The sequence below is a fragment of the Streptomyces sp. NPDC031479 genome, from assembly GCF_055581065.1.
This window is the reverse complement of record NZ_JBVIKC010000002.1, coordinates 1-13,898: the sequence shown is the minus strand read 5'-3', so window position 1 is coordinate 13,898 and position 13,898 is coordinate 1. Positions and strand designations below refer to the sequence as shown.

Here is a 13,898-nt window from a genome sequence, read left to right as displayed (position 1 = left end):
TCCGCCGGGCGGCGCGGGTCGGGCAGGATCCGTCAGACACCCCCTAGCCCCGCAGCCGTTCCATCAGCTCGTCGTACACCGACAGCACCTGCGCCACCGTGTCGTCCTCCGAGGGCCAGGTCGCGGCCTGGGCCCGGCCCGCGGCGGCGAGTTCCGCCCGCTTCCCCGGGTCGTCCAGCAGCCCGGCCACCGCGCCGGCCAGCGCACCCGGGTCCCCGTACGGCACCAGTACCGCCGCGTCGCCCACCAGCTCCGGTACTCCGCCGACCTCCGTGGCCACCAGCGCCACCCCGGCCCGCAGCGCCTCCTGGGCCAGCAGCGAGCGGCCCTCCCAGCGGCTCGGCAGCACCGCCACGTCGGCCGCGGCCAGCAGCCGGTCCGCGTCCCGGCGGCGGCCCAGCAGCCGTACGGGGAGGCCCTCCGCCTCGATCCGCCGGGCGAGTTCGGCCCGCAGCGGCCCCTCCCCCGCGATCACCAGCAGCGGGAGCGGGTCCAGCACCCGCCAGGCGCGGGCCGCGTCGAGCAGCAGGGAGTAGCCGCGGCGCGCCACGAGACTGCCCACGGCGATCACCAAGGGCCGCTCCACGGCCCCCAGTTCCGCCCGGGTCTTGCCGGCTTCGGCGGCCGGTTCCCCGACCGGGGCGAGGGAGACGGCCGCCGCGACGGGTACGGCCGGGGCGGCCAGCCGGGCGTCCCTGGCCCCGCGCCGCCGCGCCAGGTCGACCTGGTCGGTGGAGGCGCCCAGCACCACGGCGGCGGCCCGTGCCACGCGCCGCTCCAGCAGCCGGCTCAGCCGCCCGAGCGCGCCCGCGGGCTCCGGGGCGCCCCCGTGCCAGGTCACCACGAGCGGTACCCGCCGCGCGCCGCCGCGCAGCGCCAGCGCGGCCCGCATCCCGGCCCGCAGGCCGTGCGCGTGCACCACGTCGGCCCCGGCGCAGGCGGCCCGCAGGGCGCTCACCGCGTCCGGGGTGAACTGCGCGCCCGCGCCGGTGAAGTCGTACTCGCCTTCGGCCGCGACGGGGGCGCACACGGTCACCCGCACGCCCCGGGCGGCGAGCCCGGTCGCGAGGGACCGCACGTGCGCGCAGCTGCCCGCGCCGGCGCCGCCGAGGACCTGGACGGTACGCAGCGGGGGCCGCCCGTACGGCTGTGCGGGGACCGGAAGGGAGACCGGGGAGCTGCTCACGGGCCGAGGCTCCAGGGTGAGGGGTCAGAGACGTCGCCCAGGATGCCAGTCCGCACGCGCGTTCCGGGACCATACGGGTGCGGATCCCGTGCGAGATACCGCCGCACGCCCCCCAGCCTCACCCACACGGGCTAGTTTCGCGTCACCCCGATGCCCTTTCGGACGCCGACGGGGGTCCGGAACGCCCTGCGTTCCGGACCCCCGTCGGCGTCCGTCCCCGTGCGGGCGCGCGTTGGCTCACGCGTCCGCGCGCGCCGCCTCCAGGAGTTCCTCCGCATGGGCGCGGGCCGTCTGCGAGTCCTCCTGGCCGGCGAGCATCCGCGACAGCTCGCGGATGCGGTCCTCGCCTTCCAGGACGGTCACGCCGGAGCGGGTCACCGATCCGTCGACGGTCTTCTCCACGAGCAGCTGCCGGTCCGCGAAGGCCGCCACCTGCGGGAGGTGGGTGACGACGACGACCTGGGCCGACTTGGCCAGCTTGGCCAGCCGTCGCCCGACCTCGACGGCCGCCTTGCCGCCGACGCCCGCGTCGACCTCGTCGAAGAGGTACGTGGGCACCGGGTCGGAGCCGGCGAAGACGACCTCCACCGCCAGCATGACCCGCGACAGCTCACCGCCCGAGGCGCCCTTGGCGATCGGCCGCGGCTGGGCACCGGGGTGCGGTGCCAGCAGCAGTTCGACCTCGTCCGCGCCCGAGGGCCCGTACGCGACCGGGCGGCCGCCGACCTCGACGCCCTCGGCGTCCTGCGTCTGGCGGATGTCGAAGGTCACCCGCGCGTGCGGCATGGCGAGGGAGGCGAGCTCGGCGGTCACGTCCGCGGCGAACCGCGCGGCGGCCTCCGTCCGGGCGTCCGTCAGGGCCTGGGCCAGGGCGGACAGTTCGCCGCGCAGCCCGTCGCGTTCGGCGGTGAGCTCGCCGATCCGCTCGTCGTCGCCGTCCAGTTCCAGCAGCCGCTTCGATCCCCGCTCGGCCCACTCCAGTACGGCTCCCAGCCCGCCGTCGGCGTCGCCGTACTTGCGCACCAGCTGGGTCAGCGCCGCCCGCCGCTCCTCCACGGCGGCGAGCCGCAGCGGGTCGGCGTCGAGGTCGTCGGCGTACCCGGCGAGTTCCCCGGCCACGTCGGCCAGCAGGATCCCGAGCTCCCCGATCCGGTCGGCGAGCCCGCCGAGCACCGGGTCGTGGGAGCGTACGGATTCCAGGGCGCGGTGGGCACCGGCGACGAGCGTGTTGGCGTCGACGCCCTCCGGGTCCTCCACGTCTCCGGCGAGCGCCCCGTGCGCCGCCTGCGCGGCGGAGGCCAGCGATTCGGCGTGCCCGAGCCGCTCCGCCTCCGCGGCCAGCTCGGCGTCCTCGCCGGGCAGGGGTTCCAGGGCGGCGATCTCGTCGAGTCCGAAGCGCAGCAGGTCCGCCTCCTGAGCCCGCTCCCGGGCCCGGGTGGTGATCTCGTCCAGCTCGACGGCGACGGCCCGCAGCCGCCGGTAGGCGCCCGCGTACTTCTCCAGGGGGACGGCGACCGCGTCCCCGGCGTACCGGTCGAGGGCCTGCCGCTGCCGGGCGGGCCTCAGCAGCCCCTGCTGGTCGGTCTGTCCGTGGACGGCGACCAGGTCGTCGGCGAGCTCGGCGAGCAGGCCCACGGGGACGGAGCGGCCGCCGACGTGGGCGCGCGAACGCCCCTCGGCGGACACCGTCCGGCTGATCAGCAGGGCACCCTCGTCGAGTTCGGCGCCGGCCTCCTGCGCGCGCAGCGCGGCGGGCGCGTCGGGGCGCAGCACGACGCGCCCCTCCACGACCGCCGCCTTGGCACCGATCCGCACCAGGGCGGGGTCGGCGCGACCGCCGAGCAGCAGCCCGAGGCTGGTGACGACCATCGTCTTGCCCGCGCCGGTCTCGCCGGTCACCGCGGTGAAACCGGGCGACAGCTCGACCACCGCGTCGTCGATGACCCCGAGCGACCGTATCCGCATCTCCTCAAGCACGGGACGACGATACCGAGGTTTCCCGGGTGCCATGTGACGTCACCCGCCCGGAGTTCTCCGAACGCATGTGCTATTACATGATCAGCTGGTCTCGTGCGGGGCGCCCCGCCAGCCCGACACCGGCAACGCGAACTTCGCGACCAGCCGGTCCGTGAACGACGCGTGGTGCAGGCGGGCGAGCCGCACCGGCACCGTGCCCCGGCGCACCTCGACCCGCGCCCCCGACGGCAGCTCCAGCGTCCGGCGCCCGTCGCACCACAGGGCCCCGTGCGGGGTGCCGTTCTGCACCTCCACCGCCAGCACCGAGGTGGGCGAGGTCACCAGCGGCTTCGCGAACAGGGCGTGCGCGCTGATCGGCACCATCAGCAGCGCCTCCACCTCCGGCCAGACCACCGGCCCGCCCGCCGAGAAGGCGTACGCCGTCGAGCCCGTCGGCGTCGCGCAGACGATCCCGTCGCAGCCGAAGCCGGTCACCGGGCGCCCGTCGATCTCCAGGACCACCTCCAGCATCCGCTCAGCGGAGACCTTCTGGACGGCGGCCTCGTTCAGCGCCCAGTCCCGGTGGACCACGTCACCGTTGGTCCGCACCAGGACGTCGAGGGTCATGCGCTCCTCGACCTCGTACGACTTCGACACCACCCGGTCCACGACCTTGTCCAGGTCGTCGCGCTCGGCCTCGGCGAGGAAGCCCACCCGGCCCAGGTTGACGCCCAGCATCGGCACCCCCGAACCGCGCGCGAACTCAGCCCCGCGCAGCAGGGTCCCGTCCCCGCCCAGCACGATCAGCAGCTCGCACCCGTCGAACACCTTCGGCGTGCACTCGGCGACGAGCTCCACCTCGGGCGGCAGCGGCAGATCCCGCGCCTCCTGCTCCAGCACCCTGACCCGCAGGCCCGAGCGCAGCAGACCGAGCACGACCAGCTCCGCGCTGCGGATGGCCGCCGGCCGCCCGGTGTGCGCGAGCAGGAAGACGGTCCGCACCTCCCCCTCCCGGTCCCCCGGGCCCCCCGAACCTGCTGAACCTGCTGAACCTGCTGAACCTGCTGAACCTGCTGAACCTGCTGAACCTGCTGAACCTGCTGACGCGTCTGTCACTGCGGCCCCTCCGCCACTGCACGATCGACATCCCCCGGGTCGAGCGCGGGTGCCCCCGCCCGGAGCCACAGAAAGTACTCGACGTTCCCCGACGGCCCCGGCAGCGGGCTCGCCGTCACCCCGAGCACGCCCAGCCCCAGCTTCCAGGCCTGCGCCGCGACCTCCCGCACGGCCTCCGCCCGCAACTCGGGGCTGCGCACCACTCCGCCGCTGCCCAGGCGCTCCTTGCCGACCTCGAACTGCGGCTTGACCATCAGCACCAGGTCCGCGCCGGGCGCCGTGCAGCGCACCAGCGCCGGCAGCACCAGCCCGATGGAGATGAAGGACAGGTCGCCGACGACCAGGTCGACGGGGGTCCCGTCGATCAGCTCGACCGTCAGCTCGCGGACGTTCGTACGGTCCTTGACGGTGACCCGCTCGTCGCTCTGCAGCGACCAGGCGAGCTGCCCGTAGCCGACGTCCACGGCGACGACGTGGGCCACGCCCGCGCGCAGCAGCACGTCGGTGAAGCCCCCGGTCGACGCCCCCGCGTCCAGCGCCCGCCGGCCCTCGACCTCCAGCCCCCGCGGACGGAACGCGGCGAGGGCGCCGGCCAGCTTGTGGCCGCCCCTGGAGACGTAGTCGGGGTCGCTGTCGTCCTTGAGGACGACGAGGGCCGCGCTGGTCTCGACCTGCGTGGCCGGTTTCGTCGCGGTGGTGCCTCCCACGGTGACCCGTCCCGCGGCGATCAGCTGGGCCGCGTGCTCTCGCGAGCGGGCCATGCTGCGGCGTACCAGTTCGGCGTCCAGGCGGCGGCGTGCCACTCCTGCCACGTTCGGTTCAGCTCCTGTTTTCGTAAGGTCCGGGGACGGGCGGTGCGTCCAGCGCGGTCAGCGCCTCGCGCAGTCCCCCGTGGACATCCTCGTACACCGCGGCGTGCTCGTCCGCAGGCAGGTGGTCGGCGTCCGCCAGCCGCTCCAGGTGCGCGTCGACCCCGGCGTGGCCGGTGGGGGTGCGTACGAGGCCCAGCGCGGCGGGGCCCGCGGGCTCCCCGGCGGGCTCTGCCCCGGGCTCCTCGGGGACGTCCGGAAGGCCCCCGGACACGTCGTCGGTCATGCCCCGACGCTACCCCGAAGCGCGGGTCCGGCCACGCAGGGCTCTGCGGTACGGTCGTGATCACCATGGCTACGATCCAGGAGTGCCGCGACGCACTCGACCGACTCTCCGACAACCTGGCGCGGGCCGATGACGGCGTGCGCGGCGCGGCCGCCTTCGACCGGTCCCTGAGCTGTCACGTCACCGACCTCGACCAGACCTTCTCCGGCCGCCTCGACAACGGCCGGATCCGGGTGGACGCCGTCGCCCCGGGGCCGCCGCGCGCCAAGGCCGAAATCCGGCTCGCGATGTCGGGTGACGACCTGCTCGCGCTGGTCGCCGGCGAACTGAAGTTCGCCAAGGCCTGGGCCTCGGGCCGGGTCCGCCTGGAGGCCGGCTTCCGTGACCTGCTGCGGCTCAAGAGCCTGCTCTGAGGCGCCGGGCCCGCCGGACCGGCGGGCCCGCGGTGGACTCAGACGGCCGCCCTGGCGCGGGCCTGACGGGCGGCCGGGACCACCAGCGGCGTCCCGGTCTCCGGGTCGTCGATGATCTGGCAGCGCACCCCGAAGACCTCCTCCACCAGCTCGGCGGTGACCACCTCCGCGGGCGGCCCCTCGGCGACGACGACGCCGCCGCGCAGGGCGATCAGGTGGGTGGCGTAGCGGGCCGCGTGGTTGAGGTCGTGCAGCACCGCCACCAGGGTCCGGCCCTCGTTCTCGTGGAGCTCCGCGCACAGGTCGAGCACGTCGAGCTGGTGCTGGATGTCCAGGTAGGTCGTCGGCTCGTCCAGGAGCAGCAGCGGGGTCTGCTGGGCCAGCGCCATCGCGATCCACACCCGCTGGCGCTGCCCGCCCGACAGCTCGTCCACGGCCCGGTCGGCCAGTTCGGCGACCCCGGTCGAGGCCATCGACTCGGCGACGATCCGCTCGTCCTGCTCCGACCACTGGCGCAGCAGCCCCTGGTGCGGGTACCGGCCGCGCGAGACCAGGTCGGCGACGGTGATCCCGTCGGGCGCGATCGAGGACTGCGGGAGCAGCCCCAGCATCCTGGCCACCTTCTTCGCCGGCATCGAGGAGATGGCCTGACCGTCCAGCAGCACCCGCCCGGCGGACGGCTTCAGCATCCGCGACAGGGCCCGCAGCAGCGTGGACTTGCCGCAGGCGTTGGGGCCGACGATCACGGTGAAGGAGTGGTCGGGGATCTCCACCGACAGGTTCTCGGCGATGACCCGCCGGTCATAGCCGAGGGTGACGTTCTCCGCGGTCAGCCGCTGCACTTGGGTACTCCTCGTGTGGCCCGGCGCCGTGCCGGGCTCGTTGCCGGGCGCGGGGAGCCTGGCGCCCCGCGCGCTCATATGCGTCCCGCCCTGCGCTCTGTGACGAGCAGCCAGAGCAGGTAGACGCCGCCCACCAGGCCGGTCACCACGCCCACCGGCAGCTGGTCGGCGCCGAAGGCCCGCTGCGAGGCCAGGTCGGAGGCCAGCAGCAGGACGGCACCCATCAGCGCGCCGGTGAGCAGGTTCGGGCCGGGCGAGCGCGTCAGCCGCCGGGCCAGCTGGGGCGCGGCCAGGGCGACGAAGCTGATCGGGCCGGCCGCGGCGGCCGCCGCGGTGGTCAGCAGGACCGCGGCGAGCATCAGCAGCATCCGGGTCCGTTCCACCGGCACGCCCAGCGCGTACGCGCAGTCGTCGCCCATCTCGATCATCCGCAGGGCCCGGTTCTGCCCGAGGACCAGCGGGAACAGCAGTGCGCAGGTCGCCAGCAGCGGCCAGACCTGGGACCAGTCGCGGCCGGCCAGCGAGCCGGTCAGCCAGACCATGGCCCGGGTGGCGTCGACGAGCTGCGCCTTGGCGATCAGGTACTGGATGACGGCGACGAGGACGGCGGAGGACCCGATGCCGACGAGCACCAGCCGGTAGCCGTGGACCCCCTGCTTGTACGCGAGCAGGTAGACGGCGGCGCCGGCGAGCACCCCGCCCGCCACCGCGCCCGCCGCGACCTCGGCCGCACCGCCCTTGAACAGGATGATGACGGCGAGCGCGCCGACCGCCGAGCCGTACCCGAAGCCGAGCAGGTCGGGGGAGCCGAGCGGATTGCGCGAGACGGACTGGAAGACCGCCCCGGCCATCCCGAGGGCCGCGCCGACCAGCACCGCGACCAGCACCCGCGGCAGCCTCAGGTCGTTGACGATGAAGTCGTCGGCGGGACTGCCGTTGCCCAGCAGCGTCCGTACGACGTCCGCCGGGGCTATCTCGAAGTCGCCGGTGCCGATGAGCACGACCGCCAGGGCCAGCGCCACGGCGGCCAGCACCACCCCGGTCACCAGGGCGCGGCCCTCGACGCGCAGCGAGACGCCGCCGGGTCCGCGCAGCGCGCGCAGCCGGGCGCCCTTCGCCGGCGCCTGCGCGGTCGTGTCCGCCGGGGCGAGGGGGGTCGCGGTCACAGCTGGGCCATCCTCTTGCGCCGAACCAGGTAGATGAAGACGGGACCGCCGATGAGCGCGGTGACGATGCCGACCTGGAGCTCGCCGGGCCGGGTGACGACCCGTCCGACCACGTCGGCGCCCAGCAGCAGCACGGGCGACAGCACCGCCGAGTACGCGAGCACCCAGCGCATGTCGGGCCCGGTGACCAGGCGCACCAGGTGCGGGATCATCAGCCCGACGAAGACGATCGGCCCGCACGCGGCGGTCGCGGCCCCGCACAGCAGGGTGATGGCGACCATGGCCGCGACGCGGGTCCGGGTCAGGTGCGCGCCGAGCGCCCGCGCGGTGTCGTCGCCCAGGGCCATCGCGTTGAGCGGCCGGCCGAGCGCGAGCGCGAGCACGGCCCCGGCCAGCAGGAAGGGCGCCACCTGCGTGACGGTGTCCATGGTGGCGGAGGCGAGGGAACCCACCGTCCAGAAGCGCAGCTTGTCCAGGGCCTTGCTGTCCATCAGCTGGACCGCGTTGATGTAGCCGACGAGCGCCGCGCTGGCCGCCGTACCCGCGAGCGCGAGCCGCACCGGCGTCGCGCTGCGGCTGCCGCCGAGCACGTAGACGAGGACCGAGACGAGCGCGGCGCCGAGGAAGGCCCACCAGACGAACTCGTCCAGGGAGTCCGCCCCGAGGAAGCTGATCGCCGAGACGACGGCCGCCGCGGCGCCCGCGTTGACGCCGAGGATGCCGGGCTCGGCCAGCGGGTTGCGGGTCAGCGCCTGCATCACCGCTCCGGAGAGGCCGAGGGCCAGTCCGACCATCACGCCCAGGAGGGTGCGCGGGATCCGCAGGTCCCGTACGACCACGTCCTCGGTGGTCCCCGTGAAGTGGAAGAGGCCGTGCCAGACCTGTTCCAGGGGCATCGCCCTGGCGCCGACGGCGATGCTCGCCACCACCACCAGGGCCAGTACGACGAGGGCGGCCAGCAGACCGGCCGCACGGGCGCCGTGGCGCGTACGGGCGGCGGCGGGCGGCGCCACGCTCTGTTCGGGGGGACTCTCGACCAACACGGAGGTTAGGTTAGCCTACCCTCCGGTCGAAATGATTCCCTCGAACGGCCGAACGCTCCCGGCACCGCCGCCGGCCGTGCCCGACGGTCCTGCGGCGCTATGCCCCCTCAAGCCCCTGGAACCCCTGGAGCCCCAGCAGGTCCAGGGCCTTCCCCGCGTCCAGCGCGCAAGAGCCCTCCCCCGCCCGCGTCCACGCCGCCGCGCACAGCGCCCGCAGCCCGTCCAGGGCCTCCCCCTCGCCCCGCAGCTCCAGTACGTCGTCCAGCGCGACCGCCGTCCACCCGCCGCAGCGGAAGCCGTCCCCGGCCGGCTCCACCTCCGGCTGCCCGGTCAGCAGCCCGCGCAGGTCCCGGTCCACGTACGTCGGCCGGTGCTTCGGCACGGCCCGCAGCAGCTGCGCCGCGTCCGTCACCCCGGTCAGCACCAGCAGCGAGTCCACCTCCCCGTTGAAGGCGCCCTCGATGTCGGTGTCCAGCCGGTCCCCCACCACCAGCGGCCGCTCCGCCCCGGTCCGCAGCACCGTCTCCCGGTGCATCGGGGGCAGCGGCTTCCCCGCCACCTGCGGCTCCGCTCCCGTCGCGATCCGTACGACCTCCACGGCGGCCCCGTTGCCGGGCGCGATCCCCCGCGCCCCCGGGATCGTCAGGTCGGTGTTCGACGCGAACCACGGCACCCCGCGGTTGACCGCGTACGCCGCCTCCGCGAACCGCCCCCACGCCAGGTCCGGCCCCCCGTACCCCTGCACGACGGCCGCCAGCCCCTCCTCCTCGGCCGAGTCCACCGGCACCAGCCCCCGCTCGCGCAGCGCGACCCGCAGCCCCTCGCCGCCGATCACCAGCACCTTCGACCCCGGCTCCACCTGCTCCGCGATCAGCCGGGCCACCGCCTGCGCGGAGGTGATCACCTCGGCCGGATCCGTCGGGATGCCGAGCTCAGCCAGGTGCCCGGCGACGGCGTCCGGGGTGCGCAGCGCGTTGTTGGTGACGTACGCGAGGTGCATCCCCGCGGCCCGGGCCGCGGCGAGTGACTCCACGGCGTGCGCGACGGCCAGACCGCCCGCGTACACCACCCCGTCCAGGTCCAGCAGAGCCGTGTCGTAGGCCTGGTGGAGACCGCGCTGACTGCCGGCGGGGGTGGTCCTGCTCTGCGGGGTCATCTGGCCGCTCCTCATTCGCTGATTCCGCGCCCCGCGTACTTCCAGGGCTTCTTTGGATCGATCTTGTCCGATTTTGCGCCGGTCCCGGTCCTTCACCCGATCATCCCGCATCGCGAGACGGGTCTTACCATGCACCAATGACCACACCTGGCAACGCGGAGCACGGGCTGCGCCTGATCCCCTTCCACGGACTGCGCTACGTCCCGCAGCGCGTCGGCAGCCTCGCCGCCGTGACCTCCCCGCCGTACGACGTGGTCGTGCGCCCCGACGGAGTCGACTACCTCGAATCCGCCGATCCGCACAACATCGTGCGGCTGATCCTGCCGCAGGCCGAGACCCCGGCCGCACGCAACGAACAGGCCGCCCGCACCCTCCGCGACTGGCTCGCCGAGGGCATCCTCAGCGCCGACCCGCGGCCCGCGCTCTACGTCTACGAGCAGCGCAAGGCCGGGGTCCTCCAGCGCGGCATCATCGGCGCCCTCGCCCTGTCCGACGCCGGGGCCGGCATCGTCCTGCCCCACGAGGACGTCATGCCGGACGTGGTCACCGACCGGGCGGGCCTGATGCGCGCCACGTCGGCCAACCTCGAACCCCTCCTCCTCACGTACCTGGGCGACGGCCCCGGCACGGGAGCGGCCGCGGTCGTCGAGGCCACCGCCGCCCGTCGGCCCCCGCTGCTGTCGACCGTCACCGAGGACGGCTTCTGCCACAGCCTGTGGGCCATCACCGACCCCGACGAGCTGGCCGCCGTCACCGCCGACCTCGGCCACCGCCAGGCCCTGATCGCCGACGGCCACCACCGCTGGGCCACGTACCTGCGCCTCCAGCAGGAGCACGGCTCGCCCACCCCCTGGGACTTCGGCCTGGTCCTGCTCGTGGACACCGCCCGCTACCCGCTCCAGGTCCGCGCCATCCACCGGATGCTGCGCCGGCTGCCGCTGTCGCGCGCGCTGGCCGCCCTCGACGGCTCCTTCCGGGTCCGCCCGGTCGACGGCCCGCTCCCGCTGGCCCTGGAGGCCCTCGCCGACGCCTCGGAACGCGGCAACGCCTTCCTGCTCACCGGCGACGGCACCTTCCACCTGGTCACCGACCCGGACCCGGCCCTCATCGAGCGGACCGTCCGCCACGACCGGCCCGAGGCCTGGCGCCGACTGGACGCGACCGTGCTGCACGCGACCCTGCTCGACGCGCTGTGGCAGATCCCGGACGCCCCCGACCAGATCACGTACATCCACGACGCCCCCGCCACCGTCGCCATGGCCGAACGCCACGGCGGCACGGCCGTCCTGCTGCACCCCGTACGGGAGGCGGTGGTCCGGGACCTGGCCCGCCAGGGCGTCACGATGCCCCGGAAGTCGACCTCCTTCGGCCCGAAGCCGGCCACCGGGCTGGTCCTGCGCAGCGTGGACTGACCGGGGGCTCACGGCTCCGGACATGCGAAAGGGCGGCACCCCCGAGGGGGTGCCGCCCTTTCGTCACGGCTTACGCCTTGTCGCGCTCGTCGTCCTCGACGACCACGATCTCGTCGGTCGCGTCGACGTCGGCCTCGTCGAGGGGCTCGTACTCCTCGTCGTCCTCGTCGTAGTACTCGGCCTGGTCGGTGGCCCGCTCGGCGGCGGCCACCTCGGCCTCGTCCTCGTCCTCGTCGTCCTCGTCGAGGTCGAGGTCGTCAGCGAGGTCCGCTGCCTCTTCCTCCTCCTCGACGGCGGCGTCGACGAACTCGACCCCGTCGATCTCGGCCAGGCGGTCCGAGGCGTCGGTCGCCCCGTCCTTGTCGGCCTCCAGGGTCTTCGCGAACCACTCGCGGGCCTCGTCCTCACGGCCGGCGGCCAGCAGGGCGTCGGCGTAGGCGTAGCGCAGGCGCGCGGTCCAGGGCTGGACGCTGTTGGAGGCCAGCTCCGGGCTCTGCAGGGTCACGATGGCGGCGTCGAGCTCGCCCATGTCCCGGCGGGCACCGGCCGCGACGAGGCGCATCTCGACCTGGCCGGCCTTGTCCAGCTTCTGCACCTCGGGCTCGCCGGCCATGGCCAGGGCCCGCTCCGGACGGCCGAGGCCGCGCTCGCAGTCGGCCATGACGGGCCACAGCTCGACGGAGCCGGTCATCCGCTTGGAGGCGCGGAACTCCGCGAGGGCCTCGCTGTACTTCTGCGTGGCGTACGCGGCGAAGCCGGCGGCCTCACGGACGGCGGCGACGCGGGAGGCCAGACGCAGGGCGATGCGGGCGTACGCGTACGCCTGCTCCGGGTCCTCGTCGATGAGCCGGGCCACCATGACCAGGTTGCGCGAGACCTCCTCGGCCAGGCCCTTGGGCAGGCTCAGGAGCTCCTGACGCACGTCGGCGTCGATCTCGTGCCCGGTGACGTCGTCGTCGATCGGGAGCCGCTTGACCGGGTCGCGGTCGGCGCGGAAGTCGCGGTCGCCGCCACGGTCATCGCGACCACGGTAGCCACCACGGTCATCGCGACCACCACGGAACCCACCACGGTCTCCACCGCGGTCGCCGCCACGGTCGTCACGGCGCGGGTACGACGGACGGTCGCCACCACGGTCGTCACGACCGCCACGGAAACCACCGCGCTCGTCGTCACGACGCGGGTAGGACGGACGCCCACCACGGTCGTCATCACGACGGAACGACGGACGGTCCCCACCACGGTCATCACGACGCGGGTACGACGGACGGTCGCCACCACGGTCGTCACGACCGCCACGGAAACCACCACGGTCATCGTCACGACGCGGGTACGAGGGACGGTCGCCGCCACGGTCGTCGCGACGCGGGTAGGACGGACGGTCGCCGCCACGGTCGTCACGGCCACCGCGGAAACCACCGCGCTCGTCGTCACGACGCGGGTAGGACGGACGCCCACCACGGTCGTCATCACGGCGGAACGACGGACGGTCCCCACCACGGTCATCACGACGCGGGTACGACGGACGGTCGCCGCCACGGTCGTCACGACCGCCACGGAAACCACCACGGTCATCGTCACGACGCGGGTACGAGGGACGGTCCCCACCACGGTCGTCGCGACGCGGGTACGACGGACGGTCGCCACCACGGTCATCACGGCCACCGCGGAAACCGCCACGGTCATCGTCACGACGCGGGTACGAGGGACGGTCGCCACCACGGTCATCACGACCGCCGCGGAAACCACCGCGCTCGTCGTCACGACGCGGGTAGGACGGACGCCCACCACGGTCGTCATCACGACGGGGGTAGGACGGGCGGTCGCCGCCACGGTCGTCGCGGCCGCCACGGAAGCCACCGCTGACGGGACGGCCGCCACGGTCGTCATCACGGCGCGGGTAGCTGGGACGGTCCTCGCGACGCGGGTACGAGGGACGGTCGCCACCACGGTCGTCACGACCGCCACGGAAACCGCCGCCACCACCGGTGGGACGGCCGCCACGGTCGTCGTCACGGCGCGGGTAGCTGGGACGGTCGCCACCGCGGTCGTCACGACCACGGAAGCCGCCGCCGCTGGGACGGTCGCCGGCGGGGCGCCCACCACGGTCGTCACGGCGGAAACCGCCGCCACCACCGGTCGGACGGCCACCGCGGTCGTCGCGGCGGAAGCCACCGCGGTCACCGCCACGGTCGTCACGGCCCCCGCGGTAGCCGCCCCTGTCACCGCCGTCGTTGCGACGAGGCTCGCGCTCCGGACGATCGTCGGGAGAGTTGGACATGGGTGTGACTCCTGTCTTCGGGGTACCGCTAGTCATTCTCGCGCAACCAACCCATGGCCGCGCTTCGGCGTAAAGAGGTGAAAAACAAAAAGGACCCTTGGTCCAGCGTTGAACGCTGGACCAAGGGTCCTTTGAAAGATTGTTCGGCGGCGTCCTACTCTCCCACAGGGTCCCCCCTGCAGTACCATCGGCGCTGAAAGGCTTAGCTTCCGGGTTCGGAATGTAACCGGGC

At 74.2% G+C, this 13,898-nt stretch carries 12 protein-coding genes and 1 rRNA gene; 2 read left to right on the top strand and 11 right to left on the bottom strand.

The window, feature by feature from the left end:
* Positions 1-43 precede the first annotated feature (43 nt).
* From ACZ5D2_RS02655 to ACZ5D2_RS02635, 5 genes are all read right to left on the bottom strand, one after another.
* The gene (locus ACZ5D2_RS02655) at positions 44-1,186 is read right to left on the bottom strand and encodes a glycosyltransferase family 4 protein (protein WP_371679196.1); all 1,143 of its coding nucleotides are present in this window, start codon (positions 1,184-1,186) and stop codon (positions 44-46) included.
* Between the two features lie 237 nt (positions 1,187-1,423).
* Positions 1,424-3,151 carry a DNA repair protein RecN gene (gene recN / locus ACZ5D2_RS02650; RefSeq protein ID WP_371681318.1) on the bottom strand — a complete coding sequence of 576 codons (1,728 nt, stop codon included), beginning with the start codon at positions 3,149-3,151 and terminating at the stop codon, positions 1,424-1,426.
* Positions 3,152-3,244: 93 nt separating this feature from the next.
* Complete coding sequence (locus ACZ5D2_RS02645) at positions 3,245-4,144, bottom strand: NAD kinase (protein ID WP_356214615.1); 900 nt, start codon at positions 4,142-4,144, stop codon at positions 3,245-3,247.
* A gap of 110 nt (positions 4,145-4,254) precedes the next feature.
* Positions 4,255-5,070, bottom strand: a complete 816-nt coding sequence (locus tag ACZ5D2_RS02640; protein WP_371679195.1) for a TlyA family RNA methyltransferase — start codon at positions 5,068-5,070, stop codon at positions 4,255-4,257.
* Between the two features lie 7 nt (positions 5,071-5,077).
* Positions 5,078-5,353, bottom strand: a complete 276-nt coding sequence (locus ACZ5D2_RS02635; protein WP_371679194.1) for a hypothetical protein — start codon at positions 5,351-5,353, stop codon at positions 5,078-5,080.
* Between the two features lie 65 nt (positions 5,354-5,418).
* Here ACZ5D2_RS02635 and ACZ5D2_RS02630 point away from each other — a divergent pair, with 65 nt between their 5' ends.
* Positions 5,419-5,766 (top strand): alkyl sulfatase C-terminal domain-containing protein, encoded by a 348-nt coding sequence (locus ACZ5D2_RS02630; RefSeq protein ID WP_371679193.1) that lies wholly within the window; start codon positions 5,419-5,421, stop codon positions 5,764-5,766.
* Positions 5,767-5,804: 38 nt separating this feature from the next.
* Here the strand turns inward: ACZ5D2_RS02630 and ACZ5D2_RS02625 are convergent, their stop codons facing one another.
* The 4 genes from ACZ5D2_RS02625 to ACZ5D2_RS02610 form a co-directional block, all read right to left on the bottom strand.
* On the bottom strand, positions 5,805-6,722 hold the full coding sequence (locus ACZ5D2_RS02625) for an ABC transporter ATP-binding protein (RefSeq protein ID WP_371681317.1): 918 nt from the start codon (positions 6,720-6,722) through the stop codon (positions 5,805-5,807).
* Complete coding sequence (locus tag ACZ5D2_RS02620) at positions 6,683-7,774, bottom strand: FecCD family ABC transporter permease (protein WP_468926719.1); 1,092 nt, start codon at positions 7,772-7,774, stop codon at positions 6,683-6,685. The genes ACZ5D2_RS02625 and ACZ5D2_RS02620 overlap by 40 nt, the downstream gene beginning before the upstream one ends.
* The gene (locus ACZ5D2_RS02615) at positions 7,771-8,817 is read right to left on the bottom strand and encodes a FecCD family ABC transporter permease (RefSeq protein ID WP_371679191.1); all 1,047 of its coding nucleotides are present in this window, start codon (positions 8,815-8,817) and stop codon (positions 7,771-7,773) included. Before ACZ5D2_RS02615 ends, ACZ5D2_RS02620 begins: the two co-directional genes overlap by 4 nt.
* A 97-nt stretch (positions 8,818-8,914) precedes the next feature.
* Positions 8,915-9,973: an HAD hydrolase-like protein gene (locus ACZ5D2_RS02610; protein WP_371679190.1), complete on the bottom strand. Its 1,059-nt coding sequence runs from the start codon at positions 9,971-9,973 to the stop codon at positions 8,915-8,917.
* Positions 9,974-10,110: 137 nt separating this feature from the next.
* Between ACZ5D2_RS02610 and ACZ5D2_RS02605 the strand changes: the two genes are divergently transcribed.
* Positions 10,111-11,385, top strand: a complete 1,275-nt coding sequence (locus ACZ5D2_RS02605) for a DUF1015 family protein (RefSeq protein ID WP_371679189.1) — start codon at positions 10,111-10,113, stop codon at positions 11,383-11,385.
* A gap of 70 nt (positions 11,386-11,455) precedes the next feature.
* Here the strand turns inward: ACZ5D2_RS02605 and ACZ5D2_RS02600 are convergent, their stop codons facing one another.
* Both ACZ5D2_RS02600 and rrf read right to left on the bottom strand, forming a co-directional pair.
* Positions 11,456-13,666 (bottom strand): tetratricopeptide repeat protein, encoded by a 2,211-nt coding sequence (locus tag ACZ5D2_RS02600; RefSeq protein WP_468926715.1) that lies wholly within the window; start codon positions 13,664-13,666, stop codon positions 11,456-11,458.
* A 141-nt stretch (positions 13,667-13,807) separates the two neighbouring features.
* Positions 13,808-13,898: ribosomal RNA gene (rrf, locus tag ACZ5D2_RS02595) — 5S ribosomal RNA — on the bottom strand; the annotation flags it as partial.

Bases quoted from the DNA above. Each gene is read 5' to 3' on its own strand.
- ACZ5D2_RS02600 (WP_468926715.1), bottom strand. From the start codon at position 13,666: ATGTCCAACTCTCCCGACGATCGTCCGGAGCGCGAGCCTCGTCGCAAC.
- ACZ5D2_RS02605 (WP_371679189.1), top strand. From the start codon at position 10,111: ATGACCACACCTGGCAACGCGGAGCACGGGCTGCGCCTGATCCCCTTC.
- ACZ5D2_RS02630 (WP_371679193.1), top strand. From the start codon at position 5,419: ATGGCTACGATCCAGGAGTGCCGCGACGCACTCGACCGACTCTCCGAC.
- ACZ5D2_RS02610 (WP_371679190.1), bottom strand. From the start codon at position 9,973: ATGACCCCGCAGAGCAGGACCACCCCCGCCGGCAGTCAGCGCGGTCTC.
- recN (WP_371681318.1), bottom strand. From the start codon at position 3,151: ATGCGGATACGGTCGCTCGGGGTCATCGACGACGCGGTGGTCGAGCTG.
- ACZ5D2_RS02635 (WP_371679194.1), bottom strand. From the start codon at position 5,353: ATGACCGACGACGTGTCCGGGGGCCTTCCGGACGTCCCCGAGGAGCCC.